The sequence below is a fragment of the Neorhizobium sp. LjRoot104 genome (assembly GCF_964253725.1).
Taxonomy (GTDB): Bacteria; Pseudomonadota; Alphaproteobacteria; order Rhizobiales; family Rhizobiaceae; genus Neorhizobium.
In genome coordinates, this window is record NZ_CAXURS020000002.1 from 1,446,921 (window position 1) to 1,472,768 (window position 25,848).

Consider the following 25,848-nt stretch of genomic DNA (forward strand, 5'->3'; position numbering starts at 1 on the left):
GTCAGCGTCTTTCCTTGAGTGCCGCTTCGTAGGCGGCGCGAGCTTGCGTGACTTCAGCGCGGGTCGAGACCTCCGGCACCGCGACGTCCCACCAATACCCGCCGCCTTCCGGCGTCGGATAGGGATCGGTGTCGATGACAATAACGGTTGCGACGTTTGCTTCCCGCGCGCCGTTCAATGCCGCTTCCAGATCCGCGATCGAGGAGACCTTGCGGGCATCCGCGCCCATTGCGGCTGCATGGGCGGCGAAATCGATCTGCATCGGGCTCGCCTGGTTGGTGTGCGCATAGAGATTGTTGAACTCTTCACCACCGGTCGCCATCTGCAGCCGGTTGATGCAGCCGTAGCCGCGGTTGTCGGTGATGACGAGGGTGATCTTGACACCCATGGCGACGGCCGTCGCAAGCTCCGAGTTCATCATCATGTAGGAACCGTCGCCGACCATGACGATCACGTCGCGATCCGGCTCCGCCATCTTGATGCCGAGCCCCCCGGCGATCTCGTAGCCCATGCAGGAGAAGCCGTATTCCATGTGATAGGAGAGCGGCCGCCCGGCCTTCCACAGCTGGTGCAGCTCGCCCGGCATGGTGCCGGCGGCGCACATGACGACCGTATTGTCGCGCGAGGCGCGCTGGACCGCGCCGATCACCTGCATGTCGGTCGGCAGGAGATTGCCGTCCTCGGGGGCGGCGGTGACCGCATCCGCCTTGGCGAACCAGTCCTCCTTGAGGCTGGCATCCACCGCCTGGAAACGGTGATCGCCGAGCGCCGCACTGATCAGCTCCAGTCCGACCTTTGCGTCCGAGACGAGCGGGATCGCTTCGTGCTTGGCACTGTCATAGGGCTGGACATTGAGCGACAGGATACGACGCGCGGGGTTCTTGAAGAGCGCCCAGGAGCCGGTGGTGAAATCCTGGAACCGGGTGCCGAGGCCAATCACCAGGTCGGCATTTTCGCAAACGGCATTGGCGCTCGAAGCACCCGTCACGCCGACCGGGCCGAAATTCGATGCATGGTCCCAAGACAGCGCCGACTTGCCGGCCTGGGTCTCGACGACAGGGACGTTGTGCCGGCTCGCAAACGCTGCGAGCGTCCCGGTCGCGCCGGAAAAATGCACGCCGCCGCCAGCGACGATGACCGGGTTCTTTGCAGCCCTGATCGCCTTGACCGCACGCTCGAGCTCGTTCTCATCCGGCCGCGGCCGGCGCCAATGCCAGATTTTCCTGTCGAAGAAGCTCTCGGGATAGTCATAGGCCTCAGCCTGCGTGTCCTGGCAGAAGGCCAATGTCACCGGGCCGCAATCGGCGGGATCGGTCAGGGTCCGCATGGCGCGCGGCAGCGCAGTCAGAAGGTGTTCCGGCCGGCTGATGCGGTCGAAATAGCGGCTGACCGTCCTGAAGCAGTCGTTGACGCTGGCAAGACCGTCGCCGAAATCCTCGATCTGCTGCAGGACCGGATCGGGGCCGCGATTGGCGAACACGTCGCCTGGAATGAAAAGCACCGGCAGGCGGTTCACATGCGCCAGCGCCGCCGCCGTCACCATGTTGAGCGCACCCGGTCCGATCGAGGAGGTCACCGCCATCGCCCGGCTGCGGCGAAGCTGTTTCGAATAGGCAATCGCCGCATGCGCCATCGACTGCTCGTTCTGGCCTCGATAGGTGGGCAGGTCGTGGCGGATGCCCGCCAGCGCCTCGCCCATGCCGGCGACGTTGCCGTGGCCGAAGATCGCCCAGATACCGGCGATGAAGGGCACGCCTTCCTCGGTCATCTGGTTCGCGAGATAGCGCACCATCGCCTGCGCCGCGGTCAGTCTCACTGTTTTCATCGGCCGTTTCCTCCTCCGCCGCCGGCTCTTGCGCGCGCCGTGTCCCAGGCCGTGCAGAGTTCGCGGTATTTGCGAACCATGTCGGCGACCGCCTCGTCGTCGCCGATCGCGCCGGCAAACCAGCGCCGCGCCGCATCGCCAAAGATCGTCCGGCCGACGGCAAAACCCTTTACAAGGTCGAAGCGTGCCGCGGTGGCGAAGCTATCTTCCAGCTCCGCCATCGGCGCATCGAGCCCGAGCACGACGATGCCGCGCACATAGGGATCGTGCTTCTCGATCGCCGCACAGGCATTCGCCCAGGCAGCCTCGCTCTTCATCGGCTCGAGCTTCCACCAATCGGGATAAACGCCGATCTCGTAGAAGCGCTCGATGATATCGGCAACGGTCCGGTCATCGGTCGGTCCGACCTTGGAGGGGATCACCTCCAGCAGCATTTCGAGCCGGTTGCGGCGGGTGGCGGCAAACAGGCGCTGGATCACCTCTTCCTGTTTCTCCCGCATCTCGGCCGGATCATCGGGATGGTAGAAGCAGAGAACCTTGGCGACATTTTCGACCGGCCATTCCGTGAGGCCGCCGAAATCGGGACCAAGCTCGGGCTCCAGGGTAAGCGGGCGCGAGCCCGGCCATTCCACCGGCCGGCCGATCCACAACCCCGTACCCGTCGCCTTGTAGAGCGTCTCGCGGCCGAGCCGCCCGTCGCAGAGAATGCCGTAGCCATGCCGATCGCCGGCGACCTCGAGGGCAGCGTCGAGGCAGAGCGATTTGAACGCGTCAATCCGCTCCGAACTCTGGCCCGCCTCGTCGGCAATCGCTTCGAGCTGCATGCGGTGGTCGAACGCAAAGACACGCATCTCCGGCCATTCGCCCGTCCGGTTGGTCGACCAGTGCACCTGCTCCAGCGCACCGTCCTTGCGCAGCGCCCTGTCGCGGATGCCCGTGCGGAAGAAATATTGCAGCTCTTCCCAGCTCGGATAGGCCGGCGTACAGCCATGCCGCGAGACCGCGAAGGCGCCGCAGGCGTTGGCGTATTTCAGCGCCGTCGGCCAGTCCTCGCCGGTCAGCCACCCCTTCAGCAGGCCCGCCATGAAGCCGTCGCCGGCGCCGAGCACGTTGAAGACCTCGATCGGAAAACCTTGCCCCGTCTGGCCTTTATCGAGGCTGTCCGGAATATCGCCTTCGAAAACGACGGCGCCCATCGGGCCGCGCTTGCAGACCAGCGTCGCCTTGGAAACGGCGCGAACCGCCCGCAGCGCCTCGAGCGTGTCGGTCGAACCGCCGGCGATATGAAATTCCTCTTCCGTCCCGACCAGCAGGTCGAACAGATGCAGGCTCGACTGCAGTTTGGCGGTCACCTTGCCGGATTCGATAAAGCGGCTTTCGCCTGCCTCATGGCCCGCAAGGCCCCACAGGTTCGGGCGGTAGTCGATGTCGAGGGCCGTGCGGGCGCCATTTTCGCGGGCGAGCCGCAGCGCCTTCAACACGGCAGCTTCGGTGTTCGGGTGGGAAAGATGGGTGCCCGTGGCGCAGACGCAGCCGGCTTCCGCAATGAAGCCGGGATCGATATCGTCTTCGCAAAGCGCCATGTCGGCGCAGTCCTCGCGATAGAAGATCAGCGGAAACTGGTGCTGGTCGCGGATGCCGAGCAAGACAAGCGCCGTCAGGCGCTCAGGATCGGTCTTGACGCCGCGCACATCGACCTTCTCGCGGACGAGCTGCTCGCGAATGAACCGGCCCATATGCTCTGCGCCGACGCGGGTGATCAGCGCCGATTTCAGCCCGAGCCGGGCCGCACCCGCCGCGATGTTCGTCGGCGAACCGCCGATATATTTGTTGAAGGAGGCCATATCCTCCAGACGCCCGCCGACCTGCACGCCGTAGAGATCAACGGACGAACGGCCGATCGTGATGAGATCCAATGACGTCAAGACTTCCTCCCTAGCGGCGGCCGGGCTTGACGCCCATCGATACCGCCCGGAGCCGTCCGGTCCTCCCCGGCCGCCTCCAGTCAGAAATGGACTATAAATTCTATTTTTGAAGATTTCAACATAAACATTCAGTCAGATCGCTTTGTGCCCACCGCGACGGACAGCACGATAGCCAGACAGAGCGTTGCCGACAGCGAGCGGAAAGCGCCGAAATCCACCTCCGCGACGGAAAGTGTGATCGCTTCGAACTTCCGCAACGGGTTGACGATCGTATCGGTCAACGCCACCACCGGAATGCCCCGCGCGCTCACGGCCTCGACCATATCGACAGTCTCTGCCGAATAGGGAGAAAAGGTGACGGCCAGCAACACGTCGCCGCTCCGGATGGCATTGTGGTTGTCGAGCCCGCCGACACCGGAATGCAGCATAGCCGGGACGTTCATCTTCTCGAACGCATAGGAGATGTAACTTGCGACCGGAAAGGAGCGCCTGAGGCCGATGATGTGGATCATCTGAGCCTTCACCAGCGCCTCGACGGCATCGTCCAGGGTCTTCGCATCGATCGTCTTCAGCAGGTTTTCAAGCGAGGCGCGGCCGGCATCGACGAACTCGGCGAGCAGGGCGGAAGCGCTGCCCTCGGCCTTTTCCCGCAGGTGGCTCAGTCGTGTCGAATAATCCGGCCAGCCGCCCGCGTAGGACTCGCGAAACAGCCGCTGCATTTCGGAAAATCCCGAAAAACCAAGGATCCGGCAGAACCGCATGAAGGCCGAAGGCTGGACGCCGGCCCCTTCTGCCATCTCGGCCACCGTGGACACCGCGATCCGGTCCTTGTTGGCCGCGACATAGTCGGCGCATTGCCGCAGCCGCTTCGGCAGGCTCTCCGAAACGTCGATCAGCCGTTCTTCGAATTGCTTGATGCTGGCCGGCGCCCTGTCCTCCATTCGGTCCTTCCGTTCTCCTTGACATGGATGAAATCACAAACTAGCAAAATGGAACATATATTCCAAATTCCGGCTTGGACAGCCCGAAACGCAGCCGGGAATGGCTGTGTCGCCCGCGCAGGCGGGTCTGGCTGAAACAGCGGACAATGTCACGGGAGGACATCATGGTCACGAAACTGGCGCTTCTCGGCGCAGGCCGGATCGGCAAGGTCCACGCGCGCGCCATCGCGGAGGACAAGCGAGCCAAGCTCGTCGCCGTCGTGGATGCGATGACCGATGCGGCGAAAGCGATCGCCGACAGCACCGGCTGCAAGGTCAGCACGATCGATGCGGTCGAAGCCGATCGCGATATCGATGCGGTCATCATCTGCACACCGACCAACACCCATGCGGATCTGATCGAGCGCTTCGCCAAAGCCGGCAAGGCGATCTTCTGTGAAAAACCGATCGACCTCGACGTAAACCGCGCCAAAGCCTGCGTCGAGACGGTGCGCAGGACCGGCGCGAAGGTGATGCTCGGCTTCAACCGACGCTTCGACCCGCATTTCCGGGCGGTGCGCCAGGCGATCGATGACGGCAGGATCGGCATGGTGGAAATGGTGACCATCACCAGCCGCGACCCCGGCCCGCCGCCGGCCGAATATATCAAGGTCTCGGGCGGTATTTTCCGCGACATGACCATCCACGACTTCGACATGGCGCGTTTCCTGCTCGGCGAGGAAATCCACAGCGTCATGGCGTCCGGCGCTGTGCTGGTCGATCCGAAGATCGGCGAGCTTGGCGACTATGACAGCGCAAGCCTCATCCTGACGACGAAAAGCGGCAGGCAGGCCATCATCTCCAATTCCCGCCGGGCGAGCTACGGTTATGACCAGCGCATCGAGGTGCACGGATCGCTCGGCTCCGTCGCCGCCGAAAACCAGCGGCCGGTCTCGATCGAGATCGCCAACAAGGACGGCTATACGCGCCCGCCGCTGCACGACTTCTTCATGACCCGTTATACCGAGGCTTATGCAGCGGAAATTTCCGCCTTCATCGACAGCCTGGAAAGCGGCTCGGCACCCTCGCCTTCCGCCGAAGACGGCGTGATCGCGTTGATGCTGGCCGACGCAGCCCTGCGGGCCGTCAAGGAAGGCAAATCGATCGTCATCGGCGAATAAGGTCCAAGGAACCTGGTTTCGGCCACAGGTGCCTGGGGTGGAAGGACAGGAGCGCTTCCACGACAACGGCGACGCGGCTTTTCAACCAAAGGCCGCGTCAGGATTGTCTTGCGTTCGAGCCCTTTGCGCATGCATGATGGACAAAGTTCATCGCATCAGGGGGATGAGGCGTCGCTCCGGCAACGGATCATGCGCGAAGAAATCGGAAATGGCCTGCACGAAAAATGTGAGACATTGACTGATCGTCCTGGCGCCTCAAAAACCGGCATATATCGAAAGAAATTCTGTTGAAAGCCAAGATAGGCTTGAAAGATGTGGCTCTGGATGCCGGCGTTTCGCTCAGTACCGCATCTCATGTTCTCAACGGAACTGCGCCCATATCCATAGAAGTCCGAGAGCGTGTGCTGAATTCCGCTCAACGGCTGGGATATCTGGAAAAGCGCAGAAGCCGGGCGACGATCGCTACGCTTCGCACTATCCTCCTGGCGATCACCAGCGATGCCGCCCCTCACAGCGACATCAATCTCGTCAGCTGGACGATGCTCAACAGCCTGCGTCAGGAATGCGAGCGCCTCAGTATCCGGATCGTGCCTTTCGTCAGCGCCGGGAGCCGCATCGACGCGAACGAGGTGCGCCGCATGGCACAGGCCGAAAACGTCGACGGCATCGTCATCCTCAACGACGACCGGCCGGAATTGATCCGCGCCCTCGCCGCAGGGCGGACGCCGCTCGTCATCCTGAACGGCGAGGACCCTTCGATGCTGGTGGATACGGTTACCGGTGAAAACCGCTTCGGCGCCCGTCAGGGGACCGAGCACCTGCTTTCGCTCGGCCATCGCCGCATCCTGCATCTGACATGGAAGGGCAGGACCACCATCCACCGCCGGTACGACGGTTACGCCGATGCGCATCTCGCCGCCGGCCTTGCGGTATCGCCGGAGATGGTCGTCGAGGCGGAGGGATACGAGCCCTATCAGGGCGAGCAGGCAATCCGCCAGTTGCTGTCCGAAGATCCCGGCCTGCGCGGTGCAACGGCGGTCTTCTGCGCCGCCGACAATCTGGCGCTCGGCTGCCTGAGGGCGCTGGCGGCATTCGGCATCCGCGTGCCGGAAGAAATGTCCGTGCTCGGCTTCGACGATATCGTGCCCGGAGAATTCAGCACGCCGCCGCTTTCGACTGTCCAGTTGCCGACAGACCGGCTGGGAGCCGCCGCGATCAGCCTTCTGGAGCAGCGGCTCGTCGCCAACGATCCGCTGCGGCCCGCCTACCGGCTGGAGCTCGGCTGCAAGCTGGTGCTGCGGGGCAGCGTTGCGCCACCCCGCAGGTGAACCTCACTTCATTCCCGTGCCGGCAATGCCGGTGGTGATGTATTTCTGCAGGAACAGGAAGACGACCGTGACCGGCGCCAGGCTCAGGAAGGTCATGGCGAGGATGTAGTTCCACTGTACGGAAAACTCGCCCTGGAAAGCGTTGAGCCCGACCTGCAGGGTGAAGTTTTCGCGGCTGCTCAGCACGATCAGCGGCCAGAGAAAGTCGTTCCACCGCCACAGGACCGAAAAGATCGCCAGCACCGCGAGTGCCGGCGCCGTCAGAGGCAGCACGATGCGCCAGAAGATCCGGAACTCGCTCGCCGCATCGACACGGGCCGCCTCGATCAGTTCGTCGGGGATGGTGAGCATGTACTGGCGAAGCAGGAAAACCCCTGTCGGCGAGGCGACCGTCGGGATGATGATGCCCCAGAGACTGTCAACAAGGCCCACGCCGACGATGACCAGATAGGCCGGGACCATGACCACCGTCAGCGGGATCATCAGCGTCGAGATGATCAGCACGAAGATCGCTTTCTCACCCCGGAACCGGTATTTCGACAGCGCAAAAGCGGCAAGCGCGTTGACGATCAGCGTCAGCAGCGTGGCGACGAAGGTGACGAAGACCGAATTCTTGAGAAAGGTCAGGAAGTCGAAGCGGGTTAGCGGATCGGTGTAGTTCTCGGTGGCTATGGTGAGCCGCTGGACCGGTGACATGCTTTTGACGTCGACGCTGACCGGCGGTCCGGGATCTTTCGGATCGACCATCTGGGCCTTCAGCCCGATGCGCCGGACCATCGCCATCTCGCGCGGCTGGCCGTCGACGTCGACGGTCCAGAGGCTGAGCGGAGCGTCGAAGCCCGGTACGGTCTGCTGAACCGCCGCGCGCGGCAGCAGCGTCGGCGGAAAGCGGGTGATCTCGGCGGCCGGCTTGAACGAGGAAAGGCCGGCCCAGACCACCGGGATGAGCACGGCAAGCGTGCCCAGGATCAGCCAGGCCCAGGAGAGAATGTCGGTGGTACCGATCCGACCCGGCCGGCGGGTGCGGGTCAGGAAGGCGATGAGGGAGAGGCCTTGCGACATGATCAGGACTCCATCTTGCGGCCAAGCCGCAGCTGTATGAGCGTCAGGGCCAGCAGTACCAGGCCCATAAGCACCGAGGCCGCCGAGGCGAGGCCGAAAAGGCGCAGGTCGCTGCCGAAGGCCATCTGGTAGATGTACTGGACGATGAAGCTGTTCGCCGTGCCCGGCCCGCCGCCATTGGTCAGCACCCAGGCTTCGTCGAAGATCTGCACCGAGCGGATCATCAGCAGGATCAGCACGACGAGCAGGTTCGGCCCGAGAAGCGGAAGCGTGATGCGGAACAAGGTACGCCGGGGCGAGGCCGCGTCGATCGCCGCGGCTTCGTATAGGTCCTTGGGAATGGCCTGCAGGCCGGCGAGAAGGATCAGCGTGTAAAAGCCCATGTGGAACCAGACCGAAACGACCACCACGAAGAAGCGCGACCAGCCGACGTCCAGCAGGAAGATTTCCGGCGGCACGCCGAGCATCTGCAGGAAGGCGTTGAGCAGGCCGTTGCGATCCAGGAACCATTTCCAGATCAGGCCGATGACGACCGGCGACAGCAGGACGGGATAAAAGAACATGGCGCGGAAGAAACCCCGCGCGGCCATCGCCCGGTTGAGGATGAGAGCCGTCACCAATGCGACAAGCAGGGTCGCGGCGACGTTGAAGCCGACGAACCAGAGCGTGTTCCACACCGCCGTCCAGAACAGCGATTCGCGGCAGCTTCCCGGACGAAAATAATCTTCGCATTGCAGGAGCTGGCGGAAATTATCGAAACCGACGAAGGGCCGGTCCGACACGAAAAGTCCGGTGCCTCCGGTGAAGGCATAACCAACCGCGATCGCGATCGGTAGGAAGGTGAATATGCCGAAAAGGATGAGGTTCGGCGCAAGAAACAGATAGGGCATCCGTTTCCTGCCCATCAGCCGTTCGAACCCGTTGATGGGCGCCTCGACGATGCCCATGACGAAGTCGAGGGTACGGCCTCCGAAATCATTCGCCTTAAGCGTGCTCATGGGCATCACTCCGTTGCTCGACGGTCTGCGGCAGAGCCAGGCCGCTATCGGGGTCGAACACATGCACCCGGCCGGACAACGGCATGATCCGCAAACGGTCGCCCGACCGCGGTGCGAAATGGCCGGTCTGGTGGACGATGATCTGTTCGTCCCGCCCCTCGAGCGTCCCGTAGACATAGGTCTCGGTCCCAAGGCTCTCGTGATACTGGACGACGAACGGCAGCCCTTCATCGCCGATTGAGAAATGCGCGGGTCGTATGCCCACCAGCACGGCCTGGCCTACTTTCGCCGCAGCGGGATCAATCGACGCAGTGAGCGGAGCGCCGTAGCCGACGTCGATCGTAACCCCCGTTCCACTGAGTTCCGTCACCTTGCCCTTCAGGATGTTCATGCGCGGCGAGCCCAGGAAGCCGGCCACGAAGAGGTTCCTCGGGTTGTCGAAGAGTTCGAGCGGCGTTCCGACCTGCTCGATCCGGCCGCCGTTCAGCACGACGATCTCGTCGGCCATGGTCATCGCCTCGACCTGGTCGTGGGTGACGTAGATCATCGTCGTCTTGAGCTGGCGATGCAGCCGGGTGATTTCCGCTCTTGTCTGTACGCGCAACGCCGCATCGAGGTTCGAGAGCGGCTCGTCGAAGAGGAAGATATCGGGGTTGCGCACGATGGAGCGGCCGATCGCGACACGCTGCCGCTGGCCACCGGAAAGCTGGCGCGGCTTGCGGTCCAGATAGGGCTCGAGCGCCAGCATGCGCGCCGCCTCGGCGATCCGCGTTTCGATTTCGCTACGCTTGAATTTCAGGTTCTCGAGCCCGAACGCGAGGTTCTTGCGCACGCTCATATGGGGATAGAGGGCATAGGACTGGAAGACCATGGCGATCTTCCGTTCCGCCGGCGACAGTTGGACGACGTCGCGCCCGCCGATCTCGATGCCGCCCGCGCTGATATCCTCCAGTCCCGCGATGATCCTCAGAAGAGTCGATTTGCCACAGCCGGACGGCCCGACAAACACGACGAACTTGCCGTCGTCGATCGTCAGGTCGATGCCGTGCAGAACAGTCAGCGCACCGAACGCCTTGGTGACATTCGTAAGTTTCAGATTTCCCATTCCCTGCTCCCGTCAGGTTCAGTCACTTTATGGATGACGCTTTCGACGTTCCAGCCCTCCGGTATCGGTTGCGGCCGCTCGAACTGCGTCTCCTCGATCACAATCCCCTCTATGCCGGCGGTGAAAAGCGCCGGCATTCCTCCCGGGTAATCGACAAGGCCGATCACCCGTCCGTCCGCCCCCTTCGTCCAGGCATTCGCACGGCCGGCAGCGTCCGCGCTCGGTGCGATATCCGCGTTGGTCGGCCTCAGATCATACCGAAGTCCGGTGCCGAGCGGCCCCTTCCGCTGCCGCAGTCGCAGCCGCGAAAGCCTGACGCCGTGGATACCCGCGGCGGACGTCGAGACGAGGGCGATCGCCCCGTCCATTTGGCCGCTCAGGTCCTCGACGACGAGATCGCGAACAGCACCGGCCCGGCGGGTGGGGATGCGGTCCACCACCGTCACCGTCAGCGCCTCGCCCGATCCCCAGAAGCCGTCGAGCGTCTCGTGGCAATCGACCTCTATCCGGGAGAAGCGGATATCGGTCATATGACCGCCGTCGCGCGAAAACAGTCCTAGACCCCGATTTGAATCATGGACGCGGCAGTCCTCGAAAACGACGTCCGTAACATCGCCGTAGGATTCCGTGCCGATCTTGAGCGCGCAGCTCTTGCTCTCGACCACGCAGCGGCGCACCCGCACGTTTTCACATTCTCCGATCGCTTGACCGTCCGGTCCGGCACTGGTCTTCAGGCAGATGCCGTCATCGGCCGTCGATATGACGCAGTCCTCGACCACCGCATGCCGGCAGGCATCGAGCACGAGGCCGTCGGTGTTCGGCATGCGCCGGTTGTTCGCCACCTTCACGCCGCCGACATAGAGGTTGACGCAATTGACGAGGTGCAGCGTCCACATCGGCGAATCGACGATTTCCAACCGCTCGATCCGGACGCCGCGACAGGATTCGAAGACCACCACCCGCGGGCGGAACTCCGCCGGAACGAGCGTGCCCATCGCCTCGTCGGTGCCCGCGATGAAATACTCGCCTCCCGCCTCGATACGTCCGGGGCCGGTCAAGGCTATATCCGTCGCGTTTCTTGCAACGATCATCGCACGGTTCGATTTCTCGGCAATGACCGAAACCGACGTCTCCTCGTAGGCTCCGTAGTCAGCCACCGGGCGCAGGATCGCGCCCCTCGCCAGATGAAGCTCGACGCCGGATTGCAGCCTCAGGCCGCGGGTATTGTGGACGCCTTCGGCAAGTTCCACGCAGCCGCCGCCTCGCGCAGCCATCTGGTCGATTGCCGCCTGAATTCGCGCCGTCTCGTCCTCCTGCATGGGCTCTATAAGAAGGGACGGGAACCGGTTCATGCCCCATCCTCGCCTTCCAGAAGGACTTCCGTCAGCAGCAGCATCGTCAGCGCCTGTCCATAGGGGGTCGGCAGGTTGGGGATACGGCGGTAGAAATCGAGATCGTGACCCATCGGCGTGCCGTCCGAAACGCCCTGGACAACACCCTCGTCGTCGATATGGGCGAGCACCGCCGCGAGCGCCCGCTCCGCATGCATGCGGTCGGAAGCGTCGAGTATGCCCGCATCGATCGCTCGCAGGATGCCGTAGGCGATCCCGGCCGTCGCCGACGTTTCAAGCGGCGACGTCGGGTCGTCGAGGAGCGTATGGAACATGCCGTCGGGACGTTGCAGTCGCTTCAGCGAGCGGACCTGGCTCGCAAGCACGTTCGACAGAAAACGCTTGTCTTTGTCCTCGAGGTCCGGAACGAGTTCGAACAGTTCGGGAATGGCGACCGTGATCCAGGCGTTGCCACGCGCCCAGAAGGCTTTCGCAAAATTGTGCCGGCCGACGAAGGTCCAGCCGTGGTACCAGAGGCCCGTGACCGGATCAGACAGATAGCGGGTATGCACCATGAACTGGTAGACCGCCTCGTCGATCCAGTCGCGGCGCTCGCAGGCGACGCCCGCCCGCGCCAGGAAGAGGCCGGCCATGAACAGCGTGTCGTCCCACAGCTCGCCGTCGTTCAGGCGCTCCTTGACGACGTGCTGGAAGCCGCCGTCCTCCGTTTTCGGAAGACGGTGGACGAGCCAGTCCGCCCAATCCTCGACCAGGGCGCGGAAATCCGGCCGGTCGACATGATCGATAAGGATGGCGAGCGGCAGCATCGGCGCCGTGCTGTTGATCTGCCGCGGCGGCAGGCCCCGGCCGATCTGCCGGCCGTACCAGGCGATGAGATCGTCGATGGCCTGCCGGTCGCCGGCGGCCAGCGCGCGGCGCAGGAACCCGTAGAGACCGACGCCGACTTCCCAGTCCCATTCGTCGAACTGGATGCCGCCGCCGGCCTCGGACCCGGCAAGGCCTTCCTTGATGCCCTTGAGGCGGCTGAACGCTATCGCGACCTGATCGATCGTCGCCTGCAGGGCCGGTTTGTTGACGGTCATCGAATCCATCGGTCGGAATGTCCTTTATGCATAAAATGGGTGGGCGCCGGTTGCGGTCGTACTGTCATAGGTCACGATCGGCACTGGCTGGTCATGGATGAAGGGACGCGGCTGTCCGCCGACGGTGAAGTCGCCGGCATAGGAGAGCGCGAGCGTCCCGCCGTCCGGCGGAGAAAGACTGAGCACCTTGCTTCCGCGATCGAACGAGACGGAGGTGGCGCGGATGCGCTCGACGAAACGACGGAAAGCGGCTTCGTCGCCCGCGCCCACCACGGCCGCCCAGCCGGTCAGCGCGCCCTCTGAGCGCACCTCGCGCCCGGCGGTTGCTCCGTCGGTGACGAGTTCGAGCCCGTTCGTGGCATGCAGTGCCGCAAAGCCGCGGCCGGAGCGGGCGAAGAGCCAATTGCCGTCGATGACGACCTCGTCGAGGCCGTCGCGGCCAAGATAGGCATGCGTCCACGCATGGCGGGTACCTTCGGTGTCCGCAATCAGCAGGGCGACGTCGCGATATTGCATGACGCGCGGCAGGATGCCGTTGCCGGCCCAATAGGACGGGCGTTGCGTGCCCCAGGGGTCGTCTTCGCCGGGATGGTTGACCCAGAGCCTCGCCATCGGATGGCCGGCGAGCCGGATGTCGAGCACATGCTGCTGGTGGCCCTTCCGGCCCGTCTTGTGATCGACCACCGTGGAGAGCTGCGAGGCCTCGGTCTTGAAGAGCACGAGCTTGCCGCTTTCGAGCCCCTGGGCATAACGCGCTTCGATCGAGCGTCCGGGCGCCAGTTGGGCAAATTCCAGCAGTTCGTCCGGCGGCGCGTAGGAACCGGCGCAGAACATCGGCAGCGATGCGACGCCGCCGTTCAGCCAGCCGCTGCCGAATGCCACGCGGGCGAACGGTGCGAGTTCCGTCAGCGGTCCGGCCCTCAGTTCCTTGTCATAGGCGCGCCCCTGCGAGCCGGCAGGTACGCCCGCCAGCGTGTGCAGCGCGATCATCCGGAAGATGAGATCCAGCTGATGGCGCGCGCGCGCGGCGATATCATCCCCGCCCCAGCGTTCGAGGGCGAGCAGACCTATGAAATCCACCGGATAATAGGCCGCGGAATTCCACTCGGCGAGGCCGTGCGCCTCGACGCTGTCGAACCAGCGGTAAAGACGGTCTTCTGCAAGCTGCGCCTGCTCGCGCCCCGTCCTGCCCGAAGCGGAGAACACGGTATCCGGCATCAACCTGCCGGCGATGAGCTGGCTCGTATGGAAGCACAGGACGTGGTTCTCGCTCCAGAACCACATGACATCGTTGCCGGGTTCATCCACCCAGTAGCGATAGCCGGCGACGGATGCGCGGATTCTCTCCGCCGCCTCGGGCGAGAGGACATGCTCGTATTCTCCGAGGAGCCAGAGGAGCGGCACCAACACGAAATCGGAACAATCCTCCCGCCGGTCGATGACTTCGAGGGTGGAGGCGATGATCCTGTCCATCGCCTCCCCCTCGATCTCGCCGGCCGCAGCCATGGCGAGGACCCGACCGATGCGCTCGGCACCAAAACGGGCGCTGAAGATAAGCGCCTCGCGTTTGCGTTCGGCAAGCGTCGCTGCCGCCTGCGGCAAGCCGAGGCCGCTCACGAAGGCCGCGTCGATATGGCGGGCGACGACTGCTGCGCCGGAGCCCATCTTCAGCCTGATGCCGTGATATCCGTCCGGCAGGCCCTTGATGGCAGGCGCGACGAGCCGGGTCTCGTGGGCACCAAGGGTCAGGTCGGCCCTCGCCAGCACCGCCCGGTCGTGACCATGGCTATAGACTTCGATGCCGACCGGCAGATCGGCACCAGGCGGACTGTCGAAAAGGATCTCCAGCGGGCGGTCGACGAAAACGTCGGCGGCGGGCCGAATGGCACGTGCAAGGAATTCGAGCCGCCGAACCTCCTGCCGGTCCAGTTCCGTGGGCAGGGCGATATCCAGCGGCCTGGCGTCGGCCAGTTCCAGTTCGAAGAACCAGATCGTGTCCCGCTCCGCGAGGTCTTCGGTCAAGAGAAGGATATCATTGTCGCCGGGCTTCAGCGAAAGGACGATCTCGGTCTCGCTCTCGATATTGCGCCGGAAGGGCTCGAACCGTACCTGTTCCTCGCCGTTTACCCAGATCCGCACGCCGCCGCAGGTTCTCAGCCGCATCGGTACGCGGCGGGCAGCCTCGGCGCGGAAACTGCCACGCAGCCAGCGGCTGACATGGGTGGGTACATGCCAGAAGCCGGTGAATTCGACGCGCCGGTTCGGCCCCGGCAGGTTCAGGGAGGCCGGTTTCCAATCGTGCTCGGCAGGGATTTCCCGCCCGATCATTTGCGTCTGGAAGGCTTTCCGGCAAGGCAGGTCGCCGACATCCACGAAGCCGTTGATGAAGCGGTAATTGACTCGATCTTCCGCCGGCGCCGGTTCGCCCGGGAAATACGCCTGGCGCAGATCGGAGACGACCCACGCGGTGAAGGTTTCGCCGGGGGCGACGTGATAGCCGGCGGCGCGCCAACGGTCCGCGGCTGTAGGTGAGTGCTCCATGACTGCCTCCCAGATCATGAAAATGTTTTCATTATTCGAACTTCGCCTGCTCCGGCTTTGTGAGCAGTTTCGAATTTAGCCGACAAAACAGCTTGACGTTTGGATTGTCAAGCGTCAAAAAAGAGAAATTCGAAGGTAAAACTCCGAAAGAGAACCTTCCGAATTGTGAAAATATTTTCATTGGGAGGATGAAAAATGCAGAGACTTCTATCAGGGATAAGTGCATTCGTATTCTCGGCCTTCGCCCTTTCCGGCGTGGCCATGGCGGATGCCAAGACAATCACTTTCCTGTTCACCGATGACGACCAGGGTTATGTCGAGCGCATGGCCGCCTTGAGCAAGGAGTTCGAAGCGTCGCATCCCGACATCAAGGTCAATTTCGTGTCTTCCGGCTATGATGCGGTGGTGAAGCAGCTGCCGGTCCAGCTGGCCGCAGGCAAGGGACCGGACCTCGCCAAGATCACCGACTGGCAGCTCGCGCCGTATTATCTCGACATGCGTTCCTACATGAAGGATCCGGACACCTTCGCCAAGCTGCACGGGGACAGCCTCAACCAGCTTCGCCTGCCTAACATCAACGATCCGAAGTCGATCAACGGCTATGTCGCGTCCCAGACGCTGAACCTGCCATTCGTCAACAAGACCCTGTTCGAGCAGGCCGGCGAAGCGCTGCCCGGCCCCAAGGCCACGCTCAAGGAGATCGTCGAAGCCTCCGCCCGCGTCGCAAAGGCGACCGGCGCGCAGATCCCCTTCACCATGGACCGATCCGGCCACCGCTTCTCTGGCGGCGCCTATTCCTACGGTTCGGTCTATGTGAAGGACGGCAAGTTCAGTTTCCCGGATGCGGCCGCCCGCAAATATATCGCCGACCTCTATTCCTGGACCCAGAACGGCAGTTTCCCGAAGGAAATGTGGGGCGCAGCCGGAGGCTCGCAGTATAAGAACATGGGCGACGAGTTCGTCAACGGCAACGTCGTCACCTATCTCGCCGGCAACTGGATGGTGAACCCCTTCCAGAAGAAGATTGGCAATGCCTTCCAGTGGACGGCCATCAATGCGCCCTGCGGCGATGCAGGCTGCTATGCGATGCCGGGCGCGACCGCGATCGTCGGCTTCAAGCGCACCGAACATCCCGAGGCGGTCGCCCAGTTCATCGAATTTCTGGGCTCGGAGAAGGTACAGCGCGAGATCGCCGAAAATTACGTCGTCCTGACAGGAGCCGACATCAAGAACCCGCAATACAAGATCTCGAGCGAAGACGCCAAGGCGTCCATGGCGGTCTTTCTGGACAACAAGAAGAACGTTCCCCAGGTCGCGCGGGATTTCGAACGCCTGAAGGGCGGGACGGCAATCTACCAGCAGATCGTCCAGCGCATGAGCCAGCTCATCGTCGGCGAGCTGAGCCTGGAGGAAACCTACAAGAACCTCGAGGCTGACGCCGGTAAGATCAACGAGGCGCTGGCGGTGAAGTGATGATCCGGCATGCCGGGCGGCCACCCGACCCGGCATGCCTTCCCAAAGACCTTGGGTCAAGCGGCTCGTCATCCGACGACAGGCGTTCGGCTGCCGGTCTGTCGGATTGAACGGCTGGATATCGATTTCCCAGCCCTGGCCAAGAAAGGCGCCTCGCGCCCTCCGGCGGGCTCACCCAGCGGCGGCGCCGACGGTGGTCATCCCGATAGCCAGCAAAACCATGATGATCAGCAGCCAGCGGGCCTGATAGACGCTCTCTTCCATTTAAACCTCCTTTTTCGAGACGCGCCGAACACCGCGATTGCCGCTCAAGTTCCGCGCTCGGGACCTTTTCCTCAATGCCCGGGACCTTGGTCGATGACGCCCTCCGGTCAAAGGTCTCACCCCTGATAGGACCGAAGCCCTAGCGCGGAACATGCGCCGCGGGAGCTCAGTTTGTTCCACAGCTTCGGAGACGCGGTTGCGGTCGGAAGCCTGTGGAAACTCAAGGAGATAAAAAGATGAACATCGTTACTCGTGTGGCCTTTGCCACGGCGCTTCTCGCGGGCACAACCCTGTCCGCCTTCGCCCAGACAAGCAGCACCGTCGGCACCGGTGGAACCAGCGCCGGCGGCGGCACATCCAGCAGCACAGTCGGCACCGGGGGCAGTTCCGCCGGAACGGCCTGTGCACCGGGCACCACCAATTGCGGCTCTGGTTCCGCCTCCACGTTGGGCACCGGCGGGTCTTCTGCCGGCGGCGGCCAGTCGAGCAGCTCGGTTGGCACCGGCGGATCCGCAGCCGGCTCGGGCAGTGGATCCGGCTCGGCCTCGACGCTCGGCACCGGCGGCACATCCGCGGGCGGTGGCCAGTCAAGCAGCTCCGTCGGCACCGGCGGCTCGGCGGCAGGCTCGGGCAGCGGCTCCGGCTCCGCGTCGACGCTCGGCACCGGCGGCACCTCGGCCAAGGACGGCATGTCGACCAGTTCCGTCGGAACCGGCGGCAGTTCGGCCGGCGCCGCCGGTCTGGAACACGGACAGGGCAAGAAAGCATGTCCTCCGGGCCAGGCCAAGAAAGACGGCGCTTCCTGCTAGTCCCATCCATCGGACGAGGGCGGATCGTTCCGCCTTCGTCCTATCCATAGGAGAGCCGAAATGACCTCGGCATCATTCGCATACAAAGGCACGTTCGCGCTGCCGCTGATCCTGGCGACCATCACCGCGATCTCCGCCTTTGCTACCGAGACCGTCAAGCTTGACGACGGCACGACCTGCACCGTCATTGAAAGCACGGGCTCGATCGGCAACGGGACGTCGACATCGGTAACCGCAGGCGGCGGCAGCGTTTCGTCCTCGACGACGATCGATGGCAGGACCACGACGATGCACTCGGGTGGTGGCTCCGCATCGTCCAGCGCCGGTTCGTCCGTCACAACCGGCACTGCCGGCAACCAGGCATTTTCGACGGCGAGCGTCACCCGGCCCGATGGAACCGTTATCACCCGTCGGTCGGATGGCACCTGCGACGTCATCAAGCCTCAGAAATGAAGGAGATAGACATGTCGAAGACAATATCCCTGGCGTGCCTGGCGCTTATGGCCTCGGTCGCCGCCACACCCGTACCTGCACAGGACTGCAACTCGGCCGGCACGGTCGGTTCCGCCGGCAGCGCGGCCGCTGGCGGCACATCGGCAAGCACACTCGGCACTGCGGGGGCCTGCCAGACCGACGACGGCACCACAGCCTCGATCGGCTCTGGAGGCAGTGCGGCGACGGCGGATGGCAAAGCCCGGAGCCAGACCAAGATCAACGAGAACCAGAACCAGCTGAAGGCTCAGTCCAAGGCGCAGGCCATGGACCAGGGCACCTTCAGCAAATCACAGACGAAGACGCGGGTTAAGGATAATGAGCTGCAGAGCAAGACGCGCAGCATGTCCCACGTCCCGGGGCAGAAGCCGGTCAAAAGCACCACAGACAGCAACGTGGTGCTGCCGCAGCAGTGAATTGGAAACGAGGATCGGCTCCCGGCCCAAAAGCGGGAGCCGGCACCCAGCCTGCGGCGTCAGTTCCGGCTCCCTGCCTCACGTCGCCGCCCCTGACGACTCGCGCCTTTTCGCGCGCCGGCGGGAACCGAACGCCGGCTTGGGGCTTTGAGCCGCGTAGACCTCGGAGGATGAAGATGGACGAAGATACTTTTGAGCAACTGAGCACCATGAGTAAAAACCTGCACAAGCGCGCGCTTGCCCTGTCACAGCAGGGGAAGGATGATGACCTTGCGATGTTGATGTCGGCACAGGCCATGACGATGGAAGCGGTCAAATCCCTCGGGCAAGCCTTGAACAGGATCAATGGCCCGCTGGGGCTTGGGGCAGCGGGAGGCTAGGCGGCGGGTCGTGCTGTTTTCCTGCATGCACTTCCCTTTTTGAGCGACACGACCAAGGCTGCCGGAACTTTCGACGCGACGACGGGTTGTGCTTCCAGGAGGAACACGAGATGCATCGCAAACCCGACCACCACCATGAACTGGCATTCTACATCGGGCTTAACGCGGCGCTGGGCTGCCTGATCATCGCCAGCGTCCTGCTCGCGGCAGCGGCCTGAAGATAGCTTGATCCAGGGAGCGTCGAGTCCGTTAAAATTGCCCGGTTTCGGGTTTCAGATCGGTAACTACCCGACCAGCTAAAACCTCGCCCGTTCTTGTCATATGATAATTGTGACAAAAATTCGCATCAGAACGATACGCCGAGGAAACGCTAAAAATGCCCGATCGATTTCCGGGATATGCACCCGTACCGGCCACGGTGCATTGCTGGTCAGAAGACGTCCCCAGCCGGACTTTCGTTTCGCTGGAAAAGGCCTTGGCCTATTGCAAGAAGAATATCGGCGAGCTTCCCGCGATCGAGGTCTTCATTCACTGCGGCCAGATCCCCGAGCCGATCATCAGCGGTGACGAACTCGCCGACCTGATAAAGGCAAAACGGCGCAACCTGGTCTGAGCTCGCTTGTTTTAGCTCGCCCGCCACCCAGGCCCCCAACGCAGGTGACGATGCGTCTTTGGCGAATATCAGCTTGCGCCATTAAAGGTGACTGGCTTTATCTTGTTAAAACGAGCAGGAACGGCTATTCGCCATGGCAGACTTAAAACAGGACCTGCCATGCTCCCGCTCAAATCCACATTGACCGCGCTGCTGATCGCCACTGCATCCAGCTTCACTGTTTCCTCGGCATTCGCATCGACGAAGTACCCCCTGACCATCGAAAACTGCGGCGCGCAGGTCAGCTTCCAGAAGGCGCCCGAGCGGGCGATCGGGCTTGGCCAGAACAGCGCGGAAATCCTGCTTCTGCTCGGCCTCGAGGACAAGATGGCCGGCACCGCGTTCTGGCCGAGCAAGGTTTTGCCGCAGCTCGCCGACGCCAATGCCAAGGTCAAGCTGCTGGCGATCGAGTTCCCGACCTTCGAATCGGTCCTGGCGGAGAACCCGGATTTCGTGGCGGCCGCTTTGCCAAGCCTGGTCGGCCCGAGCAGCAAGGTCGCCAAACGTGAGGACTTCGACAAGGTCGGCGTCCCGACCTACCTCTCGCCCAGCACCTGCCTCAGCACCAAGGACGTCAAGGATCAGTACGGCAGCCGCGCGCAGCTCTGGAACATGGATCTGCTCTACAAGGAAATCGACGAACTGTCGCAGATCTTCGATGTCGCTGATCGCGGCCAGGCGCTGATCGCCGACTTCAAGGCGCGCGAAGCCAAACTCCGCTCGGGCGTTTCGAAAGACGGCAAGAGCCTCTCCTACGTTTTCTGGTTCTCCAGTCCCAGCCCGTCGGCCGATGCCTATCTTGGCGGCAAGAACGCAGCTTCCGGCTTTATCGCCAATGTCCTGGGCGGTCGCAATGCGGTCACCGCCGAAGCCGAATGGCCGACCCTTGGCTGGGAAAGCATTATCGCGGCCAATCCCGATGTGATCGTCGTCGCCAATCTGGACCGCAACCGCTGGGAGCTCGACAAGCCGGAAGCCAAGATCAAGTTCCTGACCACCGATCCGGCTGTCAGCCAGATCACCGCCGTGAAGAACAAGGCACTGGTGGTGATGGACGGGCAGGCGATGAACCCGACCGTGCGGACGATCTATGGCGCCGAGCAAGTGGCCGAACAGTTGAAGGCCCTCGGTCTTCTGAAGTGACTGAAAAGCGCCGCTCCCTTCAGCAGCTTTTCGCTTTCGCGGCCGTGCTGGTGGCTTCGCTTGCAGCCGTCGCCCTTGTCGTCGGCATAAGCGTCGGGATTGGCGATCTGCCGATCCCGCTCGCGACGACCTTTTCTGCCGTCACCAATCGGCTGGGGTGGACTGCGGTGGAGCTCAACCGTATCCATGAGACGGTTATCTGGGATTATCGTCTCAGCCGGGCGCTGGTCGCCGCCTTTTGCGGTGCTGGTCTCGCCCTGTCGGGGGCAATCATGCAGTCGCTGCTGCGCAACCCGCTTGCCGAACCTTATGTTCTCGGCATTTCCGCCGGCGCGTCTACCGGAGCCGTGGCGATCGTCATCCTGGGTTTGGGGGCCGGCACGGTATCGCTATCGACCGGGGCCTTTGCAGGAGCCTTTGCCGCCTTCTTCTTCGTCGCGCTGCTTTCGAACGGCACGCGCGGCGGTGCGGACCGCACCATCCTCGCCGGTATCGCCGCGTCGCAGCTCTTCAATGCCTCGACCTCCTACATCGTCACGACGTCGGGCAACGCCCAGCAGGCGCGCGACGTGATGTTCTGGTTGCTCGGCAGTTTCGGCGGCGTGCGCTGGCCGGAATTGATGCTGGTCTCGATCATCGTCGGCATCGCGCTGGTGGCCTGCCTGCTTTATGCCCGCGTGCTGGACGCCTTTGCCTTCGGCGACGAAGCGGCGGCGTCGCTCGGTGTCAATGTCGCGCGGGCACGCATCGTGCTTTTCGCCCTGACGGCGATGATGACGGCGACGATCGTCAGCATGGTCGGCTCGATCGGTTTCGTCGGCCTTGTCGTGCCGCATGTGGCGCGGTTTGCGGTCGGGCCACTGCATGTTCGATTGCTTCCTGCCTGCGCCGTCATCGGTGCGGTTTTCATGGTGGTGGCGGACATTGCCTCGCGTACCCTCATCCCGCAGCAGGTCCTGCCGATCGGCGTCGTCACCGCGCTGGTAGGCGTGCCCTTCTTTTCAATTATCCTCTACCGGTTCCAACGCGCGTCATGAGCATCAAGACCGAGAACCTCACCTGGAAAATCAGCAGAAAGACCGTGCTCGACGGCGTTTCGTTCGAGGCACAGCCTGGCAAGACACTCGGCCTGCTCGGACCGAACGGTTCTGGAAAGACGTCGCTCCTGCGTCTGCTCGCGGGTTTGAAGCTGCCGCATTCAGGCTCCATCACCCTTGAAGGCAAGGACCTCAAGACGATCGGCCGGCGTTCGATCGCAAAGCGGGTCGCCTTCGTCGAACAGCATGCCACGACCAACGCCAACCTGAGGGTCGTCGACGTGGTGAAGCTCGGTCGGTTTCCGCACCGGTCGATATTTTCCGGCTGGTCGATCGCCGACGACGAAGCGGTCGAAACCGCACTTGTTCGTGCCGGCATGGCTCAGAAGCGCAACGACCGTTGGCAATCCCTTTCGGGCGGCGAGAAACAAAGGACCCATATCGCAAGGGCGCTGGCGCAATCGCCGAAGGAACTCATCCTCGACGAGCCGACCAACCATCTGGATATCCAGCATCAGATCGGCCTGATGCGGCTGGTTTCCGGCCTGCCGATGACCAGCATCATCGCGCTTCACGATCTCAATCATGCGGCGATGTTCTGCGACCAGCTGATCGTCATGCAGAACGGCAGGATCGTCGCCTGCGGGGCACCGGAAGAGGTGATGACCGAGGCTTTGCTAAGGGAGGTATTCTGCGTCGAAGCACGGGTAGAAGCTTCGCCGCACCATTCACGACCCCATATCCACTACCTCGTCTGACAACGTCCACCTACGACGGGGGCGATCGCGCCGCCGGCGTCAACGGAACAGAGGACCGCTGCGCGAACGCCGGCTGGAACAAACGAACCCGGTCATTTGTTGGTTGTCCATCCGGAACCGGAGGGCATGACATGAAACGTCTTCTCATCACGGCAGCGGCCGTTCTTTCGCTGTCGGCCAACCTGACACTCGCGCAGGAAACCCCAAACGCGTCTCCCGGCGCCCCGCCACAAGCTGAACGGGACCGAGCCCCAAACGCATCGCCTGATCCTCGGGAACCGGGCGCCGACAAGGACGGAGACGAATGGCGCATGCCTCCCATGGCGGACCGTCGATCGCCCCGGGAGCGGGGTGCCCGCTTCCGCATCGAAAACGGACGAACCACCATCGACCTGCGTTGCGCCGACGGCGAACCGACAAAGGATTGCGCGGATCTTCTCCTGCAGGTGCTGGACCGGCTGGAGCGAACCTCATCGAACGATTCCGACTCTCGCGACGACAGCCGGTACCGCTCACGTTATCGCTGAGACGGGCTGGCTGAGACAAGACGGAACCGGGCAGGCTCTCCCTCCACGCGCCTCGCAAACATCGCATGGAAGAGCGTCAGCCAGGCCGTGAGAAGTCCAGCGCGGCGCTCAAGCGAACTTACATAAGCTGAAGCGCAGATGAATACGGACTTCAGCAGCGGTTCAAGGATCGCACCGCAATCTGTCAGCGTGTGCACTCTGGAGGAACCGATGCGCAGAATAATCCTGGCGGCCAGTTTGGTCGCAGCTTGTCTTTTTGGAGGCGCGGCAAATGCCATGCCGATCGGAAACATTGCAGTCCCGGCGAAGCCCAGCGCCGAGAAGGTCGATTGGGCCTGCGGCCGCGGCTACCACCTGAACCGGTGGGGAGATTGCCGGCCCAACCGCTGGCGACCGCCGCCGCCCCGCTACAGCCATCGGTGGGATCGTCGGGATCGATGGGATCACCGAGGACCGCCTCGCTGGGAATGGCGAGGTCACCGCGACTGGCGCGATCGCCGGGACTGGCGTTGATACCGGAAAGCCCTTCTGTTCTGCAGAGGGGCTTTTCTCCTGACACGCCGTCTGAGATTGCCGGGGTTTGACGGATGCGTTGAATTTTAGCTACACCTAACGAACGTTTGCCGGCGGGGAGCGTTATGTAGCGAGGAGGAAACGGTCATGAAAAAGGATACCAATCGGCAGGTCAGAATTCCCGGGCCACGCGATCACGACGTCGCCGAACACTGCCGCAAGAATGGAATTCGGCTGGAGGACGAGAGGAAGATGCTGAGGCTGCTGGGAAAGCACGCGCCTGCACACGAGATCCAGTCGAACTCACCGCCACGACCGCCGCGCTTCCGCTAGCCGGCCCCCACGCTTTACGAGGCTACAGCCCCATTCCCATCGGTCGCGTCCGGTGCACTCCTTTTGGAATGAAGGCGAAGTCTTCCGCGATGCCTAGAAGGTCCGCGGCTAGATGCAGGGTCGAAAGCCACATTTCCGTGCCCTGCAGGCTTGCCCCCTGACCGTCGGCGAAGGCGAAGCCTCGTTTTGCCTGCCACCGGTCCGGCGAACCCAGAATAATGTCTTCAGCTACCGTTTCCGCCTGGCGGCGCATGAAATCCGTCTGCTTGAGGCACAGCCAAAGCGGATGGATCGTGTCGAGCAGATTGCAGGCCGTGTAGGCCGGACCGGAAAAACCGCCGTTGTTTCGATAGTGCGACATGACGGTGTTGATCGCGGCTTCGGGGAAAGGAACGGGGATGCCGAACTGGGCATGCGCTCCGCGCGTAAGGCGATAAAAGCCGTTTACGGGCTGCAGCAACCCCTGTTCGGCGGTCTGCTTTCCCCACAGTCCGGTCGAACGATCGACATGGGTCGTCAGCCAGCCAAAGAGGATTTCCCTGCCCCTGCTGCTCCTGAAATAGCGGGCGTTGAAATAAAACGCCGTGGCGATGGCGTCCACCCGGTCACCGCACCACCATGCGCGGGTGCTCCATGGCAGGGTCTCCAGCCAATCGCAAAGCGCAACGGCGTCCATCTCGACCCCGGAGACAGGGTGGGCGGGATGCGCGCCAAGAATCTCCAGCGCATAACCGACCGCCAGGACGTTGTAGAGAGCCGGGGAATCGTCACGGATATTCTTTGCCGCATCAGGCGGCCGAAACGGGTCGGGGAAAAAGCCTGTCGCCGGGTCCTGCAGCGCCTGCAGACGATCGACGATCGCCTTGGCCTCGCTCCCTGAAGGTTGCTCTCCAAAACCGGCGGCGATCTCGATCGCATCGCATTCATGCCTGGCACTCGTGCGCGCGGTGCCATCGGCGTCCGCCGATATATAGCCGTCCGGGGTCCGATGCTGTTGAAGCACCTCCCGCCATTCGGTTTCCGCCGCCTTGCTGACCCGCAGCAACGCCTGCTCGACCTCGGTCCGGCGCGATTTTCCCGCGACTGCCGTTTCGCCGCGACGGCGCACGACTTTGGCCGGCACCCCCGCCGCGATCGCCAGATCGGGAATGTCCCTGGTGACAACGGCACCGGCGGCAATAACGGCGCCGCTGCCGATCGTCACGCCGTCAAGGATGACCGCGTTGGCGCCGATCCATACATCGTCGCCAATCGTAATGCCGAGCGTCTGGTGAGGTTGATCGTTGATGGGTGTATTCGGATCGTCGAAACCGTGGTTGAAACCGACGATCGAGACGAGCGACGCAATACGTACACCATTTCCGCATCGGACCTTTCCCGAAATACAGGCGTAAGGGTTGATCGAGCAATTGGAGCCGATTTCCACGTCGCCCCGCACGAGAGCATGCCCCGCAATCCAGGAGCGATCACCGACGATCAGCGATGAAGTGAAAATCCGGGCATCTTTTGCGATGTAAGCGGTGTCGGCGATCTGCGCTCCGGCGGACTGCGCCAGCTTTTCCTTCAACTCCCGCTGGAAATCGCTTTCAATATCCGCCGATTTGCGCTCCCAGGTCAGGAATTGAAGCCTGGCTTCTCGATCCGTCTCGGATTGCGGCCGTCCTCGGTCGATCTGCATTCCTTTATTCATCCTGCACCTCCCGCCAATTCCTCGCGGCAAGCCCGTGCCCAC

Annotated in this window: 24 protein-coding genes; 14 read left to right on the forward strand and 10 right to left on the reverse strand. The window is 63.0% G+C overall.

Annotated features, from left to right (window positions below; all coding sequences use genetic code 11):
- Position 1: 1 nt before the first annotated feature.
- From iolD to ACSQ8R_RS29005, 3 genes are all read right to left on the reverse strand, one after another.
- Entirely contained in the window at positions 2–1,825 is a 1,824-nt protein-coding gene (gene iolD, locus ACSQ8R_RS28995; protein WP_436256787.1) for a 3D-(3,5/4)-trihydroxycyclohexane-1,2-dione acylhydrolase (decyclizing), read from the reverse strand.
- A complete protein-coding gene (locus ACSQ8R_RS29000; RefSeq protein WP_436256788.1) occupies positions 1,822–3,750 on the reverse strand; it encodes a bifunctional 5-dehydro-2-deoxygluconokinase/5-dehydro-2-deoxyphosphogluconate aldolase in 1,929 nt (642 codons plus the stop codon). The genes iolD and ACSQ8R_RS29000 overlap by 4 nt, the downstream gene beginning before the upstream one ends.
- A gap of 128 nt (positions 3,751–3,878) precedes the next feature.
- Entirely contained in the window at positions 3,879–4,691 is an 813-nt protein-coding gene (locus ACSQ8R_RS29005) for a MurR/RpiR family transcriptional regulator (RefSeq protein ID WP_436256789.1), read from the reverse strand.
- Between the two features lie 164 nt (positions 4,692–4,855).
- On the opposite strand from ACSQ8R_RS29005, the gene iolG reads away from it, so the two are divergent.
- Together iolG and ACSQ8R_RS29015 are read left to right on the forward strand one after the other, a co-directional pair.
- The gene (gene iolG / locus ACSQ8R_RS29010) at positions 4,856–5,851 is read left to right on the forward strand and encodes an inositol 2-dehydrogenase (RefSeq protein WP_436256790.1); all 996 of its coding nucleotides are present in this window, start codon (positions 4,856–4,858) and stop codon (positions 5,849–5,851) included.
- A gap of 269 nt (positions 5,852–6,120) precedes the next feature.
- Positions 6,121–7,179, forward strand: coding sequence for a LacI family DNA-binding transcriptional regulator (locus tag ACSQ8R_RS29015; protein WP_436257305.1), 1,059 nt, complete (start codon positions 6,121–6,123; stop codon positions 7,177–7,179).
- 3 nt (positions 7,180–7,182) lie between these two features.
- On the opposite strand, the gene ACSQ8R_RS29020 is transcribed toward ACSQ8R_RS29015, so the two are convergent.
- From ACSQ8R_RS29020 to ACSQ8R_RS29045, 6 genes are read right to left on the reverse strand one after another with little or no spacing between them, the layout of a single operon-like run.
- Positions 7,183–8,241: a carbohydrate ABC transporter permease gene (locus tag ACSQ8R_RS29020; RefSeq protein ID WP_436256791.1), complete on the reverse strand. Its 1,059-nt coding sequence runs from the start codon at positions 8,239–8,241 to the stop codon at positions 7,183–7,185.
- A 2-nt stretch (positions 8,242–8,243) separates the two neighbouring features.
- Positions 8,244–9,239, reverse strand: coding sequence for a carbohydrate ABC transporter permease (locus ACSQ8R_RS29025; RefSeq protein WP_436256792.1), 996 nt, complete (start codon positions 9,237–9,239; stop codon positions 8,244–8,246).
- Positions 9,226–10,344 (reverse strand): ABC transporter ATP-binding protein, encoded by a 1,119-nt coding sequence (locus tag ACSQ8R_RS29030; protein WP_436256793.1) that lies wholly within the window; start codon positions 10,342–10,344, stop codon positions 9,226–9,228. Before ACSQ8R_RS29030 ends, ACSQ8R_RS29025 begins: the two co-directional genes overlap by 14 nt.
- Positions 10,332–11,696, reverse strand: coding sequence for a polygalacturonase PglB (gene pglB / locus ACSQ8R_RS29035; RefSeq protein ID WP_436256794.1), 1,365 nt, complete (start codon positions 11,694–11,696; stop codon positions 10,332–10,334). The genes ACSQ8R_RS29030 and pglB overlap by 13 nt, the downstream gene beginning before the upstream one ends.
- Positions 11,693–12,787 carry a beta-galactosidase BglB gene (gene bglB / locus ACSQ8R_RS29040; protein ID WP_436256795.1) on the reverse strand — a complete coding sequence of 365 codons (1,095 nt, stop codon included), beginning with the start codon at positions 12,785–12,787 and terminating at the stop codon, positions 11,693–11,695. Before bglB ends, pglB begins: the two co-directional genes overlap by 4 nt.
- A gap of 15 nt (positions 12,788–12,802) precedes the next feature.
- Entirely contained in the window at positions 12,803–15,319 is a 2,517-nt protein-coding gene (locus ACSQ8R_RS29045) for a hypothetical protein (protein WP_436256796.1), read from the reverse strand.
- A 195-nt stretch (positions 15,320–15,514) separates the two neighbouring features.
- Between ACSQ8R_RS29045 and ACSQ8R_RS29050 the strand changes: the two genes are divergently transcribed.
- The 12 genes from ACSQ8R_RS29050 (at position 15,515) to ACSQ8R_RS29105 (ending at position 24,116) form a co-directional block, all read left to right on the forward strand.
- Positions 15,515–16,792 (forward strand): ABC transporter substrate-binding protein, encoded by a 1,278-nt coding sequence (locus ACSQ8R_RS29050; RefSeq protein ID WP_436256797.1) that lies wholly within the window; start codon positions 15,515–15,517, stop codon positions 16,790–16,792.
- Positions 16,793–17,292: 500 nt separating this feature from the next.
- Positions 17,293–17,865 (forward strand): hypothetical protein, encoded by a 573-nt coding sequence (locus ACSQ8R_RS29055; protein WP_436256798.1) that lies wholly within the window; start codon positions 17,293–17,295, stop codon positions 17,863–17,865.
- Positions 17,866–17,925: 60 nt separating this feature from the next.
- Positions 17,926–18,318, forward strand: coding sequence for a hypothetical protein (locus ACSQ8R_RS29060; protein ID WP_436256799.1), 393 nt, complete (start codon positions 17,926–17,928; stop codon positions 18,316–18,318).
- 11 nt (positions 18,319–18,329) lie between these two features.
- Positions 18,330–18,773, forward strand: coding sequence for a hypothetical protein (locus ACSQ8R_RS29065; RefSeq protein WP_436256800.1), 444 nt, complete (start codon positions 18,330–18,332; stop codon positions 18,771–18,773).
- Positions 18,774–18,949: 176 nt separating this feature from the next.
- Positions 18,950–19,153: a hypothetical protein gene (locus ACSQ8R_RS29070; protein ID WP_436256801.1), complete on the forward strand. Its 204-nt coding sequence runs from the start codon at positions 18,950–18,952 to the stop codon at positions 19,151–19,153.
- Between the two features lie 376 nt (positions 19,154–19,529).
- Entirely contained in the window at positions 19,530–19,766 is a 237-nt protein-coding gene (locus tag ACSQ8R_RS29075; RefSeq protein WP_436256802.1) for a hypothetical protein, read from the forward strand.
- Positions 19,767–19,925: 159 nt separating this feature from the next.
- Positions 19,926–20,948, forward strand: a complete 1,023-nt coding sequence (locus ACSQ8R_RS29080) for an ABC transporter substrate-binding protein (protein WP_436256803.1) — start codon at positions 19,926–19,928, stop codon at positions 20,946–20,948.
- Positions 20,945–21,985, forward strand: coding sequence for a FecCD family ABC transporter permease (locus ACSQ8R_RS29085; RefSeq protein WP_436256804.1), 1,041 nt, complete (start codon positions 20,945–20,947; stop codon positions 21,983–21,985). Before ACSQ8R_RS29080 ends, ACSQ8R_RS29085 begins: the two co-directional genes overlap by 4 nt.
- Entirely contained in the window at positions 21,982–22,743 is a 762-nt protein-coding gene (locus ACSQ8R_RS29090) for an ABC transporter ATP-binding protein (RefSeq protein WP_436256805.1), read from the forward strand. The genes ACSQ8R_RS29085 and ACSQ8R_RS29090 overlap by 4 nt, the downstream gene beginning before the upstream one ends.
- A gap of 131 nt (positions 22,744–22,874) precedes the next feature.
- Entirely contained in the window at positions 22,875–23,270 is a 396-nt protein-coding gene (locus tag ACSQ8R_RS29095; RefSeq protein ID WP_436256806.1) for a hypothetical protein, read from the forward strand.
- 276 nt (positions 23,271–23,546) lie between these two features.
- The gene (locus ACSQ8R_RS29100) at positions 23,547–23,783 is read left to right on the forward strand and encodes a GCG_CRPN prefix-to-repeats domain-containing protein (protein ID WP_436257306.1); all 237 of its coding nucleotides are present in this window, start codon (positions 23,547–23,549) and stop codon (positions 23,781–23,783) included.
- 147 nt (positions 23,784–23,930) lie between these two features.
- Positions 23,931–24,116: a hypothetical protein gene (locus tag ACSQ8R_RS29105; RefSeq protein ID WP_436256807.1), complete on the forward strand. Its 186-nt coding sequence runs from the start codon at positions 23,931–23,933 to the stop codon at positions 24,114–24,116.
- Between the two features lie 22 nt (positions 24,117–24,138).
- Here the strand turns inward: ACSQ8R_RS29105 and ACSQ8R_RS29110 are convergent, their stop codons facing one another.
- Entirely contained in the window at positions 24,139–25,806 is a 1,668-nt protein-coding gene (locus ACSQ8R_RS29110) for an acyltransferase (protein ID WP_436256808.1), read from the reverse strand.
- Positions 25,807–25,848: the final 42 nt, after the last annotated feature.

Coding starts and splice junctions, on each gene's coding strand:
- iolD (WP_436256787.1), bottom strand. CDS start 1,825: ATGAAAACAGTGAGACTGACCGCGGCGCAGGCGATGGTGCGCTATCTC.
- ACSQ8R_RS29005 (WP_436256789.1), bottom strand. CDS start 4,691: ATGGAGGACAGGGCGCCGGCCAGCATCAAGCAATTCGAAGAACGGCTG.
- iolG (WP_436256790.1), top strand. CDS start 4,856: ATGGTCACGAAACTGGCGCTTCTCGGCGCAGGCCGGATCGGCAAGGTC.
- ACSQ8R_RS29020 (WP_436256791.1), bottom strand. CDS start 8,241: ATGTCGCAAGGCCTCTCCCTCATCGCCTTCCTGACCCGCACCCGCCGG.
- ACSQ8R_RS29025 (WP_436256792.1), bottom strand. CDS start 9,239: ATGAGCACGCTTAAGGCGAATGATTTCGGAGGCCGTACCCTCGACTTC.
- ACSQ8R_RS29030 (WP_436256793.1), bottom strand. CDS start 10,344: ATGGGAAATCTGAAACTTACGAATGTCACCAAGGCGTTCGGTGCGCTG.
- pglB (WP_436256794.1), bottom strand. CDS start 11,696: ATGAACCGGTTCCCGTCCCTTCTTATAGAGCCCATGCAGGAGGACGAG.
- bglB (WP_436256795.1), bottom strand. CDS start 12,787: ATGGATTCGATGACCGTCAACAAACCGGCCCTGCAGGCGACGATCGAT.
- ACSQ8R_RS29045 (WP_436256796.1), bottom strand. CDS start 15,319: ATGGAGCACTCACCTACAGCCGCGGACCGTTGGCGCGCCGCCGGCTAT.
- ACSQ8R_RS29050 (WP_436256797.1), top strand. CDS start 15,515: ATGCAGAGACTTCTATCAGGGATAAGTGCATTCGTATTCTCGGCCTTC.
- ACSQ8R_RS29055 (WP_436256798.1), top strand. CDS start 17,293: ATGAACATCGTTACTCGTGTGGCCTTTGCCACGGCGCTTCTCGCGGGC.
- ACSQ8R_RS29060 (WP_436256799.1), top strand. CDS start 17,926: ATGACCTCGGCATCATTCGCATACAAAGGCACGTTCGCGCTGCCGCTG.
- ACSQ8R_RS29065 (WP_436256800.1), top strand. CDS start 18,330: ATGTCGAAGACAATATCCCTGGCGTGCCTGGCGCTTATGGCCTCGGTC.
- ACSQ8R_RS29070 (WP_436256801.1), top strand. CDS start 18,950: ATGGACGAAGATACTTTTGAGCAACTGAGCACCATGAGTAAAAACCTG.
- ACSQ8R_RS29075 (WP_436256802.1), top strand. CDS start 19,530: ATGCCCGATCGATTTCCGGGATATGCACCCGTACCGGCCACGGTGCAT.
- ACSQ8R_RS29080 (WP_436256803.1), top strand. CDS start 19,926: ATGCTCCCGCTCAAATCCACATTGACCGCGCTGCTGATCGCCACTGCA.
- ACSQ8R_RS29090 (WP_436256805.1), top strand. CDS start 21,982: ATGAGCATCAAGACCGAGAACCTCACCTGGAAAATCAGCAGAAAGACC.
- ACSQ8R_RS29095 (WP_436256806.1), top strand. CDS start 22,875: ATGAAACGTCTTCTCATCACGGCAGCGGCCGTTCTTTCGCTGTCGGCC.
- ACSQ8R_RS29100 (WP_436257306.1), top strand. CDS start 23,547: ATGCCGATCGGAAACATTGCAGTCCCGGCGAAGCCCAGCGCCGAGAAG.
- ACSQ8R_RS29105 (WP_436256807.1), top strand. CDS start 23,931: ATGAAAAAGGATACCAATCGGCAGGTCAGAATTCCCGGGCCACGCGAT.
- ACSQ8R_RS29110 (WP_436256808.1), bottom strand. CDS start 25,806: ATGAATAAAGGAATGCAGATCGACCGAGGACGGCCGCAATCCGAGACG.